A 17,328-nucleotide genomic window follows, 5' to 3' on the forward strand; every position below is an offset into this window, starting at 1 on the left:
AGAACCATATCGCGCGCAAAAGCGCCGGGAGACTCCATGACGATTCGCGAACAGTGCCGAATCCGGGACGAGTCCACCGTCGCCGGTCGCCGCGCATCACAGGACTTTTCACATGAAGCGCATCTTGATCAATGCCACGCAGCGCGAGGAGCTGCGCGTGGCGATCGTCGACGGACAGAAGCTACAGGACCTTGACATCGAAACCGCCGCCCGCGAACAGAAAAAGGGCAACGTCTACAAAGGCCGCATCACGCGCGTCGAGCCCTCGCTCGAAGCCTGCTTCATCGACTACGGCGCCGAGCGCCACGGCTTCCTGCCCGTAAAGGAAATCGCCAGGAACTACTTCAAGGACGGCAAGTCGAGCGGCAACCTGCGCGAGCAGTTGCAGGAAGGCCAGGAGATCATCGTCCAGGTCGAGAAGGAAGAGCGCGGCAACAAGGGCGCGGCGCTGACGACATTCGTCTCGCTGGCCGGCCGCTATCTGGTCCTGATGCCGAACAATCCGAAGGCCGGCGGCGTGTCGCGTCGCGCCGAGGGCGACGAGCGCGAGGAAGCCAAGGAGGCGCTCGAGAAGCTGCAGATCCCGGACGGCATGGGCGTGATCATCCGCTCCAACGGTGTCGGCCGCACCGTCGACGAACTGCAGTGGGACGCCAACTACCTGATCGAGATCTGGGCGGCGATCGAGAAGGCCGCCGCCGAGCGCCAGGGCGCGTTCCTCATCTACCAGGAAAACAACATCATCCTGCGCGCCCTGCGCGACTACCTGCGTGCCGACATCGGCGAAGTCGTGATCGACAACCCCGAGATCTACGAGCAGGCGAAGACGCACATGGAACATGTGATGCCGCAGAACCTGCCGCGGCTGAAAATCTACAAGGACGAAATCCCGCTGTTCTCGCGCTTCCAGATCGAATCGCAGATCGAATTGGCGCATGAACGCACCGTGCGCCTGCCGTCCGGCGGCTCGATCGTCATCGACCCTTCGGAAGCGCTGACCGCGATCGACATCAACTCGGCGAAGGCGACCGGCGGCGGCAGCATCGAGGACACGGCGTTCAACACCAACCTCGAAGCGGCGGACGAAATCGCCCGCCAGCTGCGCCTGCGCGACCTCGGCGGCCTGATCGTCATCGACTTCATCGACATGAACTCGTCGAAGAATCAGCGCGAAGTCGAGAAGCGCCTCGAGGAAGCGGTCGAGATGGACCGCGCCCGCATCCAGCTCGGCAAGATCTCGCGTTTCGGCCTGCTCGAGCTGTCGCGCCAGCGCCTGCGTCCGAGCCTCGGCGAGCACACGCAGATCCCCTGCCCGCGCTGCCTGGGCCGCGGCCACATCCGCAGCGTCGAATCGCTCGCGCTGTCGATCCTGCGCCTGATCGAGGAAGAGGCGATGAAGGACCGCACCGGCCGCGTCATCGCCCAGGTGCCGGTCGACGTCGGCACCTTCCTGCTCAACGAAAAGCGTCTCGCCGTGCGCGAGATCGAGGCGCGCTACCGCACCTACGTGACGCTGGTGCCGAATCCGTCGCTGCACACGCCGAACTACGAAATCCGTCGCGTGCGCGCCGATCACCTGCAGCAGGACAACAACAGCAGCATCAGCTACCAGCTGGCACAGGACTTCGACGCCAAGGCGCAGGAAGAGATCGGCAAGACGGCGACCGTGCAGCGCGTGCTGACGGAGCCGGCGGTCAAGCAGATCCTGCCGTCGACGCCGGCGCCGGTCGTCATCCAGCAGCCGGTGCAGGTCGTCGTGCAGCCGGTGAGCGCCGGCAGCGGCGAAGGCTTCTGGAAGCGCCTGCTGCGCCTGCTCGGCTTCGGCGGCGGCGCGGCACAGCCGGTCACCCCGCCGGCGCAGCCACAGCGCCGCGATCAGGGCCGCCGCGACGAGCGCCGCGGCGGCCGCGACCCGCAGCGCCGCGAGCGCGGCGAGCGCGGCGGACAGCAGCAGCGCGGCCAGCAGAACCAGCCGCGCGGCGAGCGCCAGCAGAATGCGTCGCGCAGCCAGGAGCAGCGCGGCCAGCAGCAGCCGCAGCAGCGCCAGCCGCAGCCGCCGCGCGAGGGTCAGCAACAGCGCGGGCAGCAGCCGCAGCAGCGTGGCGGCCAGCAGGGCGCGCAACAGCCGCCGCGACAGAATCAGGGTCCGGCGCCGGCGCGGCCGGAAACGCCACCGGCGGCCGTCGCCGCCGGACTCGTCGCCGATGCCGAAACGGCTGCCGGCGAAATCGACGTCCTGCAGCCGGGTGAAGGCGTGAACGGCACGGCTCCCGCCAGCGAACCGCGCAGCGGCGGCCGTCGTCGGCGCCGCGGCGGTCGCGATCGTCGTGAGCGCGACGCCACGCGCGCGGCGGCCACGTCCGCCGCTGTGGCGGAGGGCGAAGAGAGCGTCAGCGCCATGGAGGCGGATGCCGCGACGACGCCGAATGTCGAAGTCGGGGCCGAACGCGAAGCCGCCGTCGCGGCCACGCCGCGCGAGGAGCGTATCGAGACGCAGCTGCCGCTGCTGCGCGAAGTGAGCCGTGACGAAGACGCCCCGCGCGCCGCCGTTGCGGTCGCCGCCGCGGATACGAGCGGTGCCGAGCCGCTCGCCGTGGCAGCGGAACCGGGCATCGAAGCGGTGCCCGAGACGGTGATCAGCGCCGCGCCGGCCGCCGTGGCCGTCGAGGTGCCGGCCGCGCCGATCGAGGCCTCGGTCGTTGAGCTGCCGGCCGCCGCGGTCGTGCCGGCCGTCGAAGCGCCGGTCACCGAGGCACCGGCCGATGAAGCGCCGCGCGACGCGCCGACGCAGCTGGCGAACGGCGCAGCGTCGTCCGCCGCAGCGGCGACCCCGGCGACCGCAGCACCGGCGGAAACCGCGGCGGAGTCGCCGCAGTTCCGCGCCGTGGCGCCGGCTGCGGACTACTTCAAGCTGTTCGAGAAGGCCACGCAGCAGGTCGCGCAGCAGCCGGCCGACACTGGCACGACCGAGAAGGCCGAGGACCACAAGCCGGCCTGAGTCCCGCGGATGTGAAAAAGGCGACCGCAAGGTCGCCTTTTTCGTTGGCGCCGGGACGCGCTCAGCCGCCGGCGAGCAGCCGTGCGACAGCCTGCAGATCGTCCTCGGTGTCGACGCCGCGCGGCGGCGGCGTGTCGGTGATGCCCATCTTGATGCGCAGGCCGTGCGTCAGCGCGCGCAGCTGTTCGAGCGCCTCGCAGTCCTCGAGCGGCGCCGGCGGCAGCGCGCTGAATTCGGCCAGCGCGGCGACGCGATAGGCATAGAGACCGATGTGACGGTAGGCGAGTCCGTCGGGCAGGCGCGGCGCTTGGCGCGTCGAACCCTCGCGCCGCCAGGGAATCGGCGCGCGCGAGAAGTACAGCGCATAGCCGCGACGATCCATGACCAGCTTGACCACGTTCGGATTGAGCCATTCGTCCAGCGTGTGCAGCGGGTGGCACAGCGAGGCGATGTCCGCGCCGGGATCGTTGGCGAGCAGCTCGGCGGCCTGGCGCACGAGCGCCGGCGGCATCAGCGGCTCGTCGCCCTGCAGGTTGACGACGACCGTGCCGGCGTCCCAACCCGCCTGGCGCGCGATCTCGTTGGCGCGATCGGTACCCGAGTTGTGCGTCGGCGCGGTCATGCGCACGTCGGCGCCGAAGGCGGCGCAGAGCCTGGCGACCTCGTCCGAATCGGTGGCGATCACAACTTGGCTGGCGCCCGCCTTCTGCGCCGCTTCCCAGACGTACTGCACGACCGGCTTGCCGGCGACCTCGCGCAGCACCTTGCGCGGCAGCCGTGTCGAGCCGAGCCGTGCCGGCACCACGACCTTGAACGCGAGCGCCTTCGCTTCGCCGCTCACGCCTGCAGTTCCTCGTCGCTGAGCGTGCGCGCTTCGTCTTCGAGCATCACCGGCACGCCATCGCGCACCGGGTAGGCGAGCCGTGAGGCGCGGCACCACAGTTCCTGCTGCTCGGCATGCCACTCGAGCGGCGCCTTCGTCACCGGACACACCAGAATATCGAGCAATCGCTTGTCCATCATGCGTTCCTGGGCACAGAGCCGCGCAGCTTGGCGGCGCATTGTTGCACACGTGCCGTGTCGTCTTCGGAGAGCCGGGCGGCGACCGGCACGGCCCACAGGCGAGCGTCGGCGAAGGCCCGGCATTTCACCGCGTCCTTCTCCGTCATCAGCACCGGCCGTGTGTCGCCGAAGGCGAGATCGGCCGGCCGATAGGCGTGATGATCGCCGAAGGCGTGCGGCACCACGTCGAGCCCCGCCGCGACCAGACCGGCAAAGAAGCGTGAAGGGTCGCCGATGCCGGCGACGGCGTGCACGCGCTCGCCACGAAACGCCGCGAACTCACGCGCCGTGCCGTCGAGCAGGCGGCGCGGCGCGGCGGTTTCCAGATCCATGCGCAGCGCCCCCGCGTATGGCGCATGCGCCGCGCCGTTGACGACGACGAGATCGACGCTCGCCAGCCGCGCCGGCGGCTCGCGCAGCGGCCCGGCCGGCAGCAGCGCGCCGTTGCCGAGGCCGCGCCGCCCGTCGATCAGACAGATCTCCAGGTCGCGCGCCAGCCGCAGATGTTGCAGACCGTCGTCGCTGATGACGATGTCGACCCCGCCGCGCGCGACGAGCCGGCGCGCGGCGGCGACGCGATCGGGATCGACGACGACGGGACAGCGCGCGCGCTGCGCGATCAACAGCGGCTCGTCGCCGCAAACGGCCGGCTCGTCATCGGTGCGCACCTCGTGCGGATAGCCCGCCGCGCGGCCGCCATAGCCGCGGCTGACGACGCCGGGCTGCCAGCCCCACTCGCGCAGACGTTCGACGAGCCAGATCGTGAACGGCGTCTTGCCGGTGCCGCCGACGCTGATGTTGCCGACCACGATCACCGGCACGCCGACGCGCTGCGCATGCGCGCGCAGGCGCGCGCTGCGCGTGCGGCTGATGGCGCCGTACAGCGCCGCCAGCGGACGCAGGGCGAGCGGTGCCGGCCGCGGCGCGTACCAGCGACGCTGCAGCCAGTCCTTCAAGTCGTGCCCTTGCCGCCGTCGTCGAACTGCATGCGGTACAGCGCCGCATAGAGGCCTTCGGCGGCGAGCAGCGTGTCGTGCGTGCCAGTCTCGGCGATGCGGCCGTCCTGCATCACGACGATCAGGTCGGCGTTCTGGATCGTCGACAGACGATGCGCGATGACCAGCGTCGTGCGGCCCTCGACGAGCGTTTCGAGCGCCGCCTGGATCATGCGCTCGGACTCGGTGTCGAGCGCCGAGGTCGCTTCGTCGAGAATCAGGATCGGCGCGTTCTTCAACAGCGCGCGGGCGATCGCCAGGCGCTGACGCTGGCCGCCGGACAGCTTCGCGCCGTTCTGGCCGATCGAGGTCTTCAGTCCCTCCGGCATCTTCTCGATGAATTCCCAGGCATGTGCGAGGCGCGCCGCACGCTCGATCTGCGCGGCATCCGGCATCGGCTCCAGACCGTAGGCGATGTTCTCGGCGACGCTGGCATTGAACAGACGGACTTGCTGATCGACCAGCGCGATCTGCTGACGCAGATCGCGCAGGCGGTACTCGCGCAGATCGTGCCCGTCGAGCAGGATCTGGCCGCCGCTCGGATCGTAGAAGCGCGGCAGCATCGCCAGCAGGGTCGACTTGCCGCTGCCCGATTTGCCGACGAAGGCCACGGTCTGGCCCGGCTCGATGCGCAGGCTCAAGCCGCGCAAGGCATCCTGCACCTGACCGTCGTAGCGGAAGTGCACGTCGCGGAATTCGATCGCGCCCTCGGCGCGGGCCAGTTCGCGCGGGCCGTCCGCCGCTTCGACCGGCTCGTCTAGCACCTTGAACAGTTCGACACCGGCAGCGATGCCGCGCTGCAGCTTCTCACCCACGCCGCCCATGCTCTTCAGCGGCTGCATCAGCGAAATCATGAAGCTGATGAAAGCGGCGAACGTCCCCGGCGTCATCTGTTCGAGCATCGCCGGCTGCGTCGCGAAATAGACGATCGCCGCCACTGCCCACGCCGCAATGAACTGGATCAGCGCACCACTACCGGCCTTGGTCGCAACGATCTTCATGCTGAGCCAGCGATTGTTTTCGTTGACCCGATCGAAATGCTCGCGCTCGAACTTCTGTGCGTTGTAGATTTTGACGATGCGCTGGCCGAGCACCACCTCGTCGACCGACTCCGTGACCTTGGTGACACTGTCCTGGATACGCACGCTGATGCGGCGAAAGCGCTTCGTCACGTAGTTGATGATCAGCGCGATCAGCGGCATCACCACCAGCGTGAACGATGCCAGCCGCCAGTTCAGCCAGAACATGCCGCCGATGTAGAACAGCACGCTGAGGGAATCCTTCAACGTGCTCGTCAGCACCGTCGTCGTCGCCTCGGCGATCTGCTCGACGAAATACGTCAGGCGCGATACCAGGGACGCCGAATTGACGCGATCGTAGTAGCGCGAGGGCAGCAGCAGCAGCTTGTTGAACACACGCTCGCGCATGTCCTTGACGACCCGCCGCGCGACCCAGGCCATGCCGTAGACCGAGGCAAACGACGTGATGCCACGCAGCACGAACAGGCCGATGATGTAGAACGGGATCAGCTTGATGTACGCCTGATTCTGGTCGACGAAGGCACGATCGAGCAGAGGCTGGATCAGCTTGACGAACAGCGCCTCGACTCCCGCAAGCCCCGCTGTCGCGATTGCGGCCAGCAACATGACGCGCCAGTGCGGCAACGAATACCCGAGCAGGCGCCGGTACGTCGGCCAGGCGTCGCGGTCCAGTGAGGTTTTGGCCATTTCGTTCGATTTTGACAGGGCCGGTATGCTATCAAGTCAGCCTTCATCGCACTTCAGCCGCCCGGCGCGGCCGGACCCCAGACGCCCATGAGCAAAACCCTGTTCGAGAAAATCTGCGATCGCGAGATCCCCGCCGACATCGTCTACGAGGACGAGCTGTGCGTGGCCTTCAAGGACATCCATCCGCAGGCGCCGCTGCACGTCCAGCTGGTGCCGCGCAAGCCGATCACCATGCTCAGCAAGGCAGACGCCGCGGACCAGGCGCTGCTTGGCCATCTGCTGCTGACCGCACCGAAGATCGCCGCCGCGCAGGGTTACGCGGACACCTTCCGTCTGGCCATCAACAACGGCGCCGCCGTCGGCCAGTCGGTGTTCCATCTGCACTTGCATATTCTGGCCGGCCGCCCGTTCAAGTGGCCGCCAGGCTGAGCACGGCGCACGCCGGCCAGAATATGCACTGCGTGCATTGCTTGATCCGATCGCCAAGGCGATCGCGGCTGGCCGGCCGCCCGTTCAAGTGGCCGCCAGGCTGAGACCCGGAAAAGAGGACTCAATGTCCTCTTTTCCGGGTTGAACGTGCGGCCATGGATGGCCGGGACAGGGCTTGATCAGGCATTGCAGTCACGCCAGGGACGGCAGCGCCGCACTTCAAGCACGCTCAATACACGTCGCGCCGATAGCGCCCGCTCTCGACGAAGGCGTCGTAGGCCGAAGCGCCCAGAACCTCGCGCAGCACGGCGTCGACCGCCGGCGCCATGCCCTCGAGGCTGCCGCAGACCAGCACGTGCGCACCGTCGGCAAGCCAGGCGGCGAGCCGTTCACGCCGCGCGGCGAGCCGCTGCTGGACATAGACGCGCTCGGCCTGATCGCGCGAAAAAGCGAGGTCGACGTGTTCGATCATCGCCGCACGCTGCCACGCCGCGATCTCGTCGCCGAAGAAGAAATCGTGCTGTGCGCTGCGTTCGCCGAACAGCAGCCAGTTGCGGTGCTGTCCGGCGGCGACGCGCGCCTTGAGATGCGCGCGCAAGCCGGCGATGCCGGTGCCGTTGCCGATCAGGAGCAGCGGCTGGCCGTGATCGTCGAGATGGAAGTTGCGATTGACGCGCACGCGCAGCGCCAGCGCGGCGCCGACCGGCGCATGCGCGGTCAGCCAGCCGGAGCCGAGGCCGAGACGGCCGGCGGCATCACGCACCTGCCGCACGACGAGTTCGAGCACGCCGTCCTGCGGCAGCGAGGCGATCGAATACTCGCGATGCGGCAGCGGCGGCAGACGCGCGAGCCACGCGGTCAGCTCGGCCTCATGCACGACGCCGCGCGCCTCTTCGATCGCCGGCAGCAGGCGATCGCGCAGGGCGACACCGACGGCCTGACGCTGTGCGCCCGTGCCGACCATGGCATTGGCGTCGATACCGGCGGCGCACAGCCAGCGCTCGAGCGTCGCGTCGTCATTGCAGGGGCCGATCTCGACGAGATCGCCGGCGCGCCAGCCGGCGCCCGCCGGCGGTTTCAGCCGGAGATGGAAGGCCGGCGCGCCGAAGCCGCGCGGATTCAGGCAGCGGCGTTCGAGCAGCTCGGCGCGCTGATAGGCCGGCGCCCGCCAGTCCGCCATTTCGGCGTGGCCGCCGAGTGAACGCAGATGATGCTGCCAATGGCGCAGGGCGGCGGCGTCGCCCTTGTCGACCTCCACCAGATCGAACAGCGGCTGCGCGCCCGACAGGCGCAGCCAGTGTTCCAGCTGATGACCGAAGGCACAGAACCGCGCGTAGCTGCGATCGCCGAGCGCCAGCACGCCATAACGCAGCGTGTCGAGCGTGGCGGCTTGCGCCATGGCCCGGCGCACGAATCGCCAGGCCGCGTCCGGCGCATCGCCCTCGCCCGTCGTGCTGACGATGAACAGCGCGCGCCGGCCTTGCAGGGCCGCGGCCGTCATGTCGCCCAGCGACACCAGTCGCAGGCCGACGCCGGCCGCCTGCAAGGCGGCGGCGGTCTGCCGGGCCAGCTGCTCGGCGAAGCCGGTCTGGCTGGCGTGGACGACGAGGAGGTCATCGCCGTCGACAGTCAGCGCCGGCGGCGGCCGGCGCCGGCGCTGCGCGGCAAAGGGAATCGCGCTGCAGCCGAGCCAGACCAGCAGCAGGACGCCGGCCAGCGCGAGGCGCGCGCACGACGGCGGCGCCGGCGGCGGCGCGGTCTGCACGCCGTGGAGCGCGAACGCGAGCGCCACGAGCAGCAGGCCCAGCAGGGCCTGCGCCAGCAGGCTCCGGTCGAACGGTCGCGGCATCGTCATTCGAGCAGCGCCGCCAGCGCCGGCGTGATGCGTTCATGCCAGCGGCCGTCGGCGTCGCGCCAGACCAGGAGCGCCGCCACGTCATGCCGTCGCGCATAAGCCTCGCCCTGGTCGACGCCCAGCACACCGAGCGCCGTGGCGAGGCCGTCCGCTTGCATGCAGGAGCGATGCACGACGGTGACCGCCGACGGACCGTCGCGCGGCGGCCAGCCGCTGCGCGGATCGAGGGTGTGCGCGTAGCGGCGGCCATCGCTGTCGAAACCGCGCCGATAGTCGCCGGAGCTGGCGATCGCCAGGCCGTGCAGCGCGATCAGCGCTTCCGGCAAGGCGCCGGCGGCCGGCGGGCGTTCGATCGTCACCCACCAGGGCATGCCATCCGGCTTGCAGCCGCGACCGCGCAGCTCGCCGCCGGCCTCGACCAGATAGTGCTCGACGCCGGCCGCATCGAGCGCCGCGCAGACGCGGTCGACGGCATAGCCCTTGGCGATCGCCGACAGATCGAGGCGCAAGCCGCCCGGCTGTCGCGCCCGTCGCTGGCCGGCATCGAAGCGCAGCTTCCGCCAGCCGCTCACCGCCAGCGCCGCGGCGATGTCGTCGCATGCCGGCGCCGTGGTGCGGCGCGGCTGCGGACCGAAGCCCCACAGATCGACGAGCGCGCCGGCCGTCGGATCGTAGGCCCCGTCGCTGTCGCGCGCGAGCGCGAGTGCCGCTTCGAGCACCTCGCAGAACGCGGCCGGCAGCAGGTGCCAGCTGCCGGCCGGCGCCGCGTTGAAGCGGCTCAGCTGCGATGCCGGTTCCCAGCTGCTCATCTGTGCGATGACCAGCGCCAGCTCCGCTTCGATCAGGCCGAGCGCGCGCGCCTCGCCGACGCCGGGCGCCGGCACGAACGAGACCGTCCAGCTCGTGCCCATGCTGCGCCCCTGCAGGCGGCACACGCCGGCGCCGAGCGGCGGCGGCGCCGGCATCGCGCTCAAGTCGAGCGGCACGAAGACGTGCCGCTGTGCGGCGGCGCTCATCGCAGCAGAGGCCGCGCAGTCCGGTCCGGAAGGCCGGTCAGGGCAGGACTTCGAGCGTCGCCGAATAATTCACCCGGCGCGACGGCGCCGCCGCCGCGCCATCCTTGCTCTTCTTGCTGGCGGCGGCCTTCGGCCCGGCAGCGTCGGGCTTTCCGCCACCTTCGCCCGGCCCCTCCATGCCGCCGCCGAGTGAGGCGTTGAGCCAGTACAGGCCGGCCGCCGGCCAGGTGATCGTGAAGGCACCGTCGGCCTTCGTCGTGGTCGTGATCTCGCTCTGGCTGTCGCGGTAGCGCGTGCCGCCGGGAATGACCGTCACCTTGATGTCGTTCGCCGGCTTGCCGTCGAGCAGCAGTTTGAAGGTCGCGGCCTCGCCGGCGACCAGATCGTTCGGGTGCGTGACTGGCATCAGTTCGAGACCGACGCCGGTCGGCTTGAAGACGTCCGTGCTCGGCTTGCCGACCGTGACGAAGGTCTCGACGCGGTTGACGATCTGCGTCACGCGCAGGTTCTTGGCGCCCTTCGGCACTTCGGTCTTGAACGTCGCCTCGTTGCCGCGCCAGCGCTTCGGCTGACCGTCCTCCTCCCAGCTGGCCATGACGCCATTGCTCGCCGAGGCGATCCTGTAAGTCCCCGCCGTCTGCAATGGCACGTCGAAGCTGCTGCGCAGCTTGCCGCTGAAGACGTTCTCCGGCGTCACCGCGCTGCCGTCCGGCGCGGTGATCAGCAGCGCGTCGAGCTTCATGCCGTTGTGGTTGAAATAGAACAGATCGTTCGAGACCGCGGCGTCGACCGTGATCCCGTGATCGTTCTCCGTCAGCACCGTCGATGACGGAACGAAAAACTGCTTGTGTGCCTGCGCGCCCAGCGGCGACAGCGCGACCAGCGCAAGGCAAAGCGTCGTGGTGAAAGTCTTCATGTCTGCACTCCAGGATGTTCGGATGGCGCCGCGATCAGGGCTTGATGTCGAGCGCGACCTTGCCGAGCTCGCTGCTGCCCTGCGCCTGCAGCTGCTGGGCCTTCGACACCGGCCACTGGAACGGAATCTTCACGAGCTCGCGGCCGCCGGTTTCGCGAGCCGCCTCGACCACCAGCTGATAGTGGCCGGGTGCCAGCTCCGGCAGCGGTCCCTTGCCGCTGACGAAGCTCAGCGTCTGCTCGCCGACCGGGCGCGTCGCACCGCTGACACCGTCCATCGGCATCTGCAGTTCGCGGCCGGCGCGACGCCACCACTGGCGCAGGTCCTTGAGCCACTTCGTGCCTTCGCCATTGCGCTTGTCGAGCTCGTACCAGACGGCGAGATTGGCGGCGACGCTCTGATCCTCGCGCTCGATCCACACCGCCACGTAGGGACGGTGGTACTCGGCGACGTCGAGTTGCGGAATCTGCAGCTTGACGCCGACATCGGCGGCGAGCGCCGGCGCCGACGCCAGTCCGCACAGCGCGACGGTCAGAGAAGCACGCATCGGAGGAGTTCGCATCGGGGACGCCTTCAGTGGAGGAACAACACGATCAGGATGAGAGGAATCAGCAGGCCGAGACCGACCAGCGGCCAGGTCGCCGGACGGCGCGAAGCGTGCAACTGAAGCAGGAACAGGCCCGTCACCGAGAACAGCACGCAGGCCACCGCGAACAGGTCGATGAACCAGTTCCATGTCGCGCCGGTGTTGCGGCCCTTGTGCAGATCGTTGAGCCAGGCGATCCAGCCGCGGTCCGTACGCTCGTATTGCCATGCGCCATCCGGCAGCTCGATCGCCAGCCAGGCGTCGCCGCCCGGACGCGGCAGCGAGACGTACAGCTCGTCCGACGACCACTCGCCGGTTTCGGCATGCGCGCCGATCTCCGCGGCAAGCCAGGCGCGCAGGGCCGCGGGCAGCGCCGCCCTGCCCTCGCGCACCGGCGCGGCCAGCTCGGCGACAAGGTCTCGCGGCAGCCGACCGTCGCGTTTCGTCACGATCGGGCTCGCCTTGATCTGCGCGGCGTGATTCAGCGTGATGCCGGTGACCGCGAACATCAGCATCGCGATCAGGCACACGGCCGCGCTGATCCAGTGCCACTGGTGCAGGGTCTTCAACCAGTACGCGCGCCGCGCCGGATCGCCGCCCGCGCCGCCTGTCGCCTCGCGCATCGGCCGCGCCGCCTACGGCGCCGGCGCGGCCTGCGAAGGATCGGTGACGAAACCGATCTTCGTCAGGCCGGCCTTGCCGGCTTCGCTCATCACCTCGGCGATCACTTCGTAGCGCGTGTTGCGGTCGGCGTGCAGGTGCAGCTCCGGCGCCGGCTCCTTCTGCCCCGCCGCGCGCAACCGCTCGAGCACGGCGGCGCGATCGAGCTTCTCGCCGTCCCAGTAGAGTTGGCCGTCGGCGTCGATCGCCAGCTGGACCGTCTCCGCCTTGCTCGCGTTGGCCTCGCTCGACGCCTTCGGCAGATCGATCTTCACGGCGTTCGTCAGCAGCGGCGCGGTGATGATGAAGATGACGAGCAGCACCAGCATGATGTCGACCAGCGGGATGACGTTGATCTCCGCCATCGGCGTCGAACTGCGGTTGCCGCTGAAGCTTCCGAATGCCATGGCGGACCTCAGCTGCGCGGCGCCGCGGTCTTGATCGGCGTGACCTGCGCCGACACCGCCGTGTCGATCTTGGCGCCGGTCGCGAGGAAGGCGAACAGGTCATGCGCGAAGGCATCGAGCTGCGCCAGCGTGACGCGGTTGGCGCGCACGATGAAGTTGTAGCCGAGCACTGCCGGAATCGCGACCGCCAGGCCGATCGCCGTCATGATCAGCGCCTCGCCGACCGGACCGGCGACCTTGTCGAGCGTGCCGGCGCCGGACATGCCGATCGCCATCAGCGCGTGGTAAATGCCCCAGACCGTGCCGAACAGGCCCACGAACGGCGCCGTCGAACCGACCGAGGCGAGAATCGTCAGGCCCGATTCCATCTTCGCGGTCTCCTCGTCGATCGTCTTGCGCAGCGTGCGCGTGACGAAGTCGCTGGAGCTGCCGGCCTCGTTGAGACGATTGATGCCGTGCCGCTCGTGGTGACGGCTGGCGAGAATGCCGTGATAGGCGAGGTGCGAGAACGGCTCGTCCGGATGTTCGCCTTCGAGATGCACGGCCACTTCGTTGAGCGACGGTGCGTTCCAGAAAAAGTCGAGAAAGCGTTCGCTGCGACGGCGCGCGCGTGCATTGGCGATGGCCTTGGTGACGATCAGATACCAGCTCGTCACCGACGCCAGCAGCATGATCAGCAGAATCGTCCGGGCGACGAAGTCGGCCTGTGCGAAGAAGTGGCCGAAGCCGAGACCTTGCGTTGCGTCCATGTGTTTACCGTTTGCGCAGCGCCGTTGTCAGCGCTTCTGATTGAGTTCGAACGTGATCGGCACCTTGACCCAGGCCGCCACGGCTTTGTCGCCCTGCTTCGCGGGCACGAAGCGCCAATAGCGCTTGACGACGTCGATCGCGGCGTCGTCGAGGCGCGAGTGGCCGCTGCTCGATTCGACCGTGACCTTGTCGGCGCGACCTTCCGCGCTGACCAGCACCAGCAGCATCACCGTGCCCTGCTCGCGCAGCTTCATCGACATCTGCGGATACTTCGGTCCCGGATTGTTGAGATAGGCCGCGACGAAATTCGGCGGCACCGTCTCCGGCGGCGCGGCCGGCGCTGCGGGTGCCGGCGTCGGCGGCGCCTGCTCGACCGGCCTCTCGTCCACCGTCGGCTCGTCGAGCGGCGGCGCCGTGATCGCCGCCGGCGTCGGCTTCGGCGTGGCGATCATCTTCGGCTGCGGCTTCGGCTTGAGCGTTTCGGGCGGCGGTGGCGCCGGTTCCGGCCGCGGCGGCGCTTCGGAGATGAACGTGACCATCATCGGCTGGATCGCCTGCGGCGGCCGCGGCGCATCGCGTGCGATGAACAGCGCCGCCAGCGCCGCGACGTGCAAGGCGGCGATCAGGCCGAAGGCCGCGGCATGGCGCGGGTCGATCGCGCGGCGCGTGCGCAGGTAACTCGGCATCGCGAGAGAGGCCGTCATCGTCAAACGTCCGCCCAGCGGCGGATCAGGTTGTGATAGATGCCGGTCAGCTGGACTACGGTCGGGTGATCGGGCACGTCGTGCCCGAGTCGTTGCACGGCATTGTCGAGGTCGAACAGCAACGTGCGCTGGCCATCGTCGCGCACCATGCTCTGAATCCACAGGAACGAAGCCAGGCGCACGCCGTGCGTGACCGGCCTGACATGGTGCAGGCTGCTCGCCGGGTACAGCACCATGTGGCCCGCGGGCAGTTTCACGCGGTGCACGCCATACGTGTCCTCGACCACCAGCTCGCCGCCGTCGTACTGCTCGGGATGCGAGATGAACAGGGTCGCCGACAGATCGGTGCGGATGCGCAGGCCGGTCGGGCGATGGTGGCGAATCGCGTTGTCGATATGCGTGCCGAATTCCTGGCCGGCTTCGTAGCGATTGAACAAGGGCGGGAAGACCTGCGCCGGCAGGGCCGCCGAGGTGAACAGCGGCGTATTGCCGAGCGCCCGCAGGATCATCCCGCCGACCTCGCGGGCGACGGGATGATCTTCGGGCACCTGCGTATTGCGCTTCGCTTTCGCCGACTGCACGCCGGCGGTCATCTTGCCGTCACCCCATTCCGCGCCTTCGAGCAGGCGGCGCGCCTGCGCCACCTGCTCGGCATCCAGTACTTGCGGAATGGTGATCAGCATGGCGCGTCTCCGCTCAGAACTTGAGACTCAGCGTGGCCAGCACCGTACGACCTGCGCCCGGCGTGAAATGGCCGCTGTACCCGCGCTCGACATACTTCTCGTCGCTGAGATTGTTGACGTTGACGCGCAGGCCGACCTGCCGCGTGACGTCGTAGGACGCCATCGCGTTGTACGTCCAGTACTCGGTCTGCGATTCGACGTAACGCTGGTTTTCGTAGTTCACACCAGCCGGATCGAGGCTGGTGTTGGAGAACTCGTACTTGCCCGTGTACTGCGCACCCGCACCGACGGTGATGCGCAGCGGCAGTTCGTAAGTGGTCCACAGGCTCGCCGTCTGCTTCGGCGTGTATTGCAGCTCATTGCCGAGTTCGGTGACGACCGCGGATTCCTGCACCTCGCTATCCATGTAGGCGTAGCCGCCGAAGACCGCCCATTCGCGAGTGATGTTGCCGGCAAAGCTCAGCTCGAAGCCCTGCACGCGCTGGTCACCGGCATTGATCGTGAATGTCGTGCCCGATGTCGGATCGACGGCATTGGTACGGATGTCGGACTTCTGGCTACGGAACAGGGCCGCCGTCACCGACAGCTGCTCATCGAAGAAATCCCACTTCGTGCCGATCTCGTAGTTCTTGGCCTTTTCTGGCGTAAGGTCGATGTTGTTGGCATTGTTGAGCGCCGAACTCGCGGCCAGACCCTGGCTGCCATCGGCCGACGGATTGAACGACGTGCTCGCCGCAGCGTAGACGCTTGCGATCTCGATCGGCTTGTACACCACACCGAGACGCCAGCTCGTCATGTTGTCGGTGCGGCCGAGCGACTCGCTCTTGAACGTGCCCGCCGTCGTGCCGAGCGTGATGTTGTCGACGTCGACGTCGAAACGTTCCCAGCGCAAGCCGCCGCTCACCTGCCAGTGCTCGCCGATCTTCAGGGTGTCGAAGGCATAGGCCGCCGTCGAATTGCCGGTCGAATCCGAGTAGGCCCCGCTGCGCGCGATGCCGCTCGGGTCGTAAGGATCATTCGGGTTCGGATCGTAGATGCTGGTCACCGGCGGGCGGGCGCCACCGGCGCAGACGGCGGGATCGACGACCGGCGCGCCGCTGCCCGCGACGCAGGCGTCGATCTTGCTGTAGTTCACCGAGTGCTCGCGCGAGAACTCGAGGCCGGCAACGACACTATGCTCGACGACACCCGTCGCAAAGTCGATCGTCAGGTTCGTCTGGTTGGCAAACATCTCGTCGTAACGATCCTGATACTTGGTATCGGTACGGCGGATCTGCGGCACGCTCGGATCGTATCCGGGGTCGTTCATGCCACCCGTCGCCGTGGCGGTGACGGCACGTGGCGGCGTGACAATGGCGTCGCGATCGTTGCGCCCGTAGCGCGTCGTGTTGCGCAGCTTGAAGCGATCGTTGAAGGCGTGCTCGGCGATGATCGTGCCGACATCGCTGTTGATCTTCTCGTAGTCGCGATCCTTCAGGCCGTAGAAATTGCTCCAGTCGAGGTCGCGCAGGCTCACCGGCGGATTGCTGGCCGATGCCGCGCCGCCGTTGACGCCCGGCGTGCTGAGCGGCAGGCCGTAGTCGGGAATGTTGTCCTGTTCGACGTGCTCGTAATTGAACGTGAACGTGTTCGCCGCGCCGAGGCCTAGCGCCAGCGAAGGCGCGAATCCCCAGTACTTGTTATTGACGACATCGCGCCCTTCGACACCCGAGTCCTGCCACATGCCATTGAGACGCAGCGCGGAATCGCTGCTCAGCGGCTGATTGAGATCGACCGTCGCACGCCGGTAGTCGGCCGAGCCATAAGTGAAGTCGGCGCGATCGAAGCGCTCGAGTTGCGCGCTCTTGCTGACGATGTTGATTGCACCGCCGGTCGAGCCGCGGCCATTGATCGCCGACGCCGGCCCCTTGGCGACCTCGACCTGCTCGACATTGAACGTGTCGCGGCTGAGTACGCCGGGATCGCGCACGCCGTCGATGTACACGTCGTTACGCGCCGAAAAGCCGCGGATGTAGATGTTGTCGCCGGGCGCGCTGCCGCCTTCGCCCTGCTGGATCGTGATGCCCGGAGTGTTGCGCAGTACATCGCGCAGCGAGGTCTGCGCCTGATCGGTGTAGACCTGGCTCGGAATGATGACCAGGGTCTGCGGCGTGTCGCGCAGCGGCTCGGTGAACTTCGGCGAGGCCGACTGCGCCGCCTTGTACTCGCTCGGCATTTCGGCCTGGACCTTCACCTCGCGCAGCTGCGTCGCCTGCTCCTTGGCGGGCTCTTCGGCGGTCGGTGCGGCGGTCGGCGCGGCGGCGGCTTGCTGGGCGGCAGCGGGCAGTGCGTGCGCCGCCAGGACGGCGACCGCGATCGGACTGAGGCGGAACTTCATGAACGACTCCCTGAATGGTTCTCGATGCGGCTTGCGGCCGCGCGCCGTTCGCCCGCCCGCGCTGCCTGAAGCGCCTGCCCTGGGTTCGTGCCGCCGGGGAACAATGAGAGTCTATATGAGAATCGTTAACACTTAAAGAGCGGCGTAACGAAAACAGTTCCTT

The 17,328-nt window shown here is 68.3% G+C and carries 16 protein-coding genes; 2 read left to right on the forward strand and 14 right to left on the reverse strand.

Annotated features, from left to right (window positions below; all coding sequences use genetic code 11):
* The first annotated feature begins 112 nt into the window (after positions 1-112).
* Positions 113-2,998, forward strand: a complete 2,886-nt coding sequence (locus tag K344_RS19730; protein ID WP_043113489.1) for an Rne/Rng family ribonuclease — start codon at positions 113-115, stop codon at positions 2,996-2,998.
* A 61-nt stretch (positions 2,999-3,059) separates the two neighbouring features.
* Here the strand turns inward: K344_RS19730 and kdsB are convergent, their stop codons facing one another.
* Genes kdsB through msbA form a run of 4 tightly spaced genes read right to left on the reverse strand, consistent with a single transcriptional unit; the run spans position 3,060 to position 6,782 of the window.
* Positions 3,060-3,839 carry a 3-deoxy-manno-octulosonate cytidylyltransferase gene (gene kdsB / locus K344_RS0102315; RefSeq protein ID WP_028079321.1) on the reverse strand — a complete coding sequence of 260 codons (780 nt, stop codon included), beginning with the start codon at positions 3,837-3,839 and terminating at the stop codon, positions 3,060-3,062.
* Positions 3,836-4,018 (reverse strand): Trm112 family protein, encoded by a 183-nt coding sequence (locus K344_RS0102320; protein WP_028079322.1) that lies wholly within the window; start codon positions 4,016-4,018, stop codon positions 3,836-3,838. Before K344_RS0102320 ends, kdsB begins: the two co-directional genes overlap by 4 nt.
* Positions 4,018-5,016: a tetraacyldisaccharide 4'-kinase gene (lpxK, locus tag K344_RS0102325; protein WP_028079323.1), complete on the reverse strand. Its 999-nt coding sequence runs from the start codon at positions 5,014-5,016 to the stop codon at positions 4,018-4,020. Before lpxK ends, K344_RS0102320 begins: the two co-directional genes overlap by 1 nt.
* Positions 5,013-6,782, reverse strand: coding sequence for a lipid A export permease/ATP-binding protein MsbA (msbA, locus tag K344_RS0102330; RefSeq protein WP_043113491.1), 1,770 nt, complete (start codon positions 6,780-6,782; stop codon positions 5,013-5,015). The genes lpxK and msbA overlap by 4 nt, the downstream gene beginning before the upstream one ends.
* A gap of 87 nt (positions 6,783-6,869) precedes the next feature.
* Between msbA and K344_RS0102335 the strand changes: the two genes are divergently transcribed.
* Entirely contained in the window at positions 6,870-7,211 is a 342-nt protein-coding gene (locus K344_RS0102335) for a histidine triad nucleotide-binding protein (protein ID WP_028079325.1), read from the forward strand.
* Positions 7,212-7,440: 229 nt separating this feature from the next.
* On the opposite strand, the gene K344_RS0102340 is transcribed toward K344_RS0102335, so the two are convergent.
* Genes K344_RS0102340 through K344_RS0102385 form a run of 10 tightly spaced genes read right to left on the reverse strand, consistent with a single transcriptional unit; the run spans position 7,441 to position 17,165 of the window.
* Positions 7,441-9,066, reverse strand: coding sequence for a sulfite reductase subunit alpha (locus K344_RS0102340; protein WP_028079326.1), 1,626 nt, complete (start codon positions 9,064-9,066; stop codon positions 7,441-7,443).
* Positions 9,063-10,082, reverse strand: coding sequence for an FAD:protein FMN transferase (locus tag K344_RS0102345; RefSeq protein ID WP_028079327.1), 1,020 nt, complete (start codon positions 10,080-10,082; stop codon positions 9,063-9,065). The genes K344_RS0102340 and K344_RS0102345 overlap by 4 nt, the downstream gene beginning before the upstream one ends.
* Before the next feature lie 37 nt (positions 10,083-10,119).
* A complete protein-coding gene (locus K344_RS19735) occupies positions 10,120-10,998 on the reverse strand; it encodes a DUF4198 domain-containing protein (RefSeq protein ID WP_051361785.1) in 879 nt (292 codons plus the stop codon).
* Positions 10,999-11,032: 34 nt separating this feature from the next.
* Positions 11,033-11,545 (reverse strand): DUF2271 domain-containing protein, encoded by a 513-nt coding sequence (locus K344_RS0102355; RefSeq protein WP_028079328.1) that lies wholly within the window; start codon positions 11,543-11,545, stop codon positions 11,033-11,035.
* A gap of 26 nt (positions 11,546-11,571) precedes the next feature.
* A complete protein-coding gene (locus tag K344_RS0102360) occupies positions 11,572-12,207 on the reverse strand; it encodes a PepSY-associated TM helix domain-containing protein (RefSeq protein ID WP_028079329.1) in 636 nt (211 codons plus the stop codon).
* 12 nt (positions 12,208-12,219) lie between these two features.
* Positions 12,220-12,651 (reverse strand): ExbD/TolR family protein, encoded by a 432-nt coding sequence (locus tag K344_RS0102365; RefSeq protein WP_028079330.1) that lies wholly within the window; start codon positions 12,649-12,651, stop codon positions 12,220-12,222.
* Between the two features lie 8 nt (positions 12,652-12,659).
* On the reverse strand, positions 12,660-13,400 hold the full coding sequence (locus tag K344_RS0102370; RefSeq protein WP_028079331.1) for a MotA/TolQ/ExbB proton channel family protein: 741 nt from the start codon (positions 13,398-13,400) through the stop codon (positions 12,660-12,662).
* 27 nt (positions 13,401-13,427) lie between these two features.
* Positions 13,428-14,105: an energy transducer TonB gene (locus K344_RS0102375; RefSeq protein WP_051361786.1), complete on the reverse strand. Its 678-nt coding sequence runs from the start codon at positions 14,103-14,105 to the stop codon at positions 13,428-13,430.
* A 2-nt stretch (positions 14,106-14,107) separates the two neighbouring features.
* Complete coding sequence (locus tag K344_RS0102380; protein ID WP_028079333.1) at positions 14,108-14,788, reverse strand: Fe2+-dependent dioxygenase; 681 nt, start codon at positions 14,786-14,788, stop codon at positions 14,108-14,110.
* Positions 14,789-14,801: 13 nt separating this feature from the next.
* A complete protein-coding gene (locus K344_RS0102385; protein ID WP_028079334.1) occupies positions 14,802-17,165 on the reverse strand; it encodes a TonB-dependent receptor in 2,364 nt (787 codons plus the stop codon).
* Positions 17,166-17,328: the final 163 nt, after the last annotated feature.

Source organism: Solimonas soli DSM 21787, from assembly GCF_000474945.1.
GTDB classification, from domain to species: Bacteria; Pseudomonadota; Gammaproteobacteria; order Nevskiales; family Nevskiaceae; genus Solimonas; species Solimonas soli.

Excerpts from the sequence above, each read along its gene's own strand:
- K344_RS0102335 (WP_028079325.1), top strand. The coding sequence starts at position 6,870 with ATGAGCAAAACCCTGTTCGAGAAAATCTGCGATCGCGAGATCCCCGCC.
- K344_RS0102360 (WP_028079329.1), bottom strand. The coding sequence starts at position 12,207 with ATGCGCGAGGCGACAGGCGGCGCGGGCGGCGATCCGGCGCGGCGCGCG.
- K344_RS0102340 (WP_028079326.1), bottom strand. The coding sequence starts at position 9,066 with ATGACGATGCCGCGACCGTTCGACCGGAGCCTGCTGGCGCAGGCCCTG.
- K344_RS19735 (WP_051361785.1), bottom strand. The coding sequence starts at position 10,998 with ATGAAGACTTTCACCACGACGCTTTGCCTTGCGCTGGTCGCGCTGTCG.
- K344_RS0102320 (WP_028079322.1), bottom strand. The coding sequence starts at position 4,018 with ATGGACAAGCGATTGCTCGATATTCTGGTGTGTCCGGTGACGAAGGCG.
- msbA (WP_043113491.1), bottom strand. The coding sequence starts at position 6,782 with ATGGCCAAAACCTCACTGGACCGCGACGCCTGGCCGACGTACCGGCGC.
- K344_RS0102355 (WP_028079328.1), bottom strand. The coding sequence starts at position 11,545 with ATGCGTGCTTCTCTGACCGTCGCGCTGTGCGGACTGGCGTCGGCGCCG.
- K344_RS0102345 (WP_028079327.1), bottom strand. The coding sequence starts at position 10,082 with ATGAGCGCCGCCGCACAGCGGCACGTCTTCGTGCCGCTCGACTTGAGC.
- K344_RS0102365 (WP_028079330.1), bottom strand. The coding sequence starts at position 12,651 with ATGGCATTCGGAAGCTTCAGCGGCAACCGCAGTTCGACGCCGATGGCG.
- K344_RS19730 (WP_043113489.1), top strand. The coding sequence starts at position 113 with ATGAAGCGCATCTTGATCAATGCCACGCAGCGCGAGGAGCTGCGCGTG.
- K344_RS0102375 (WP_051361786.1), bottom strand. The coding sequence starts at position 14,105 with ATGACGGCCTCTCTCGCGATGCCGAGTTACCTGCGCACGCGCCGCGCG.
- K344_RS0102385 (WP_028079334.1), bottom strand. The coding sequence starts at position 17,165 with ATGAAGTTCCGCCTCAGTCCGATCGCGGTCGCCGTCCTGGCGGCGCAC.
- K344_RS0102380 (WP_028079333.1), bottom strand. The coding sequence starts at position 14,788 with ATGCTGATCACCATTCCGCAAGTACTGGATGCCGAGCAGGTGGCGCAG.
- K344_RS0102370 (WP_028079331.1), bottom strand. The coding sequence starts at position 13,400 with ATGGACGCAACGCAAGGTCTCGGCTTCGGCCACTTCTTCGCACAGGCC.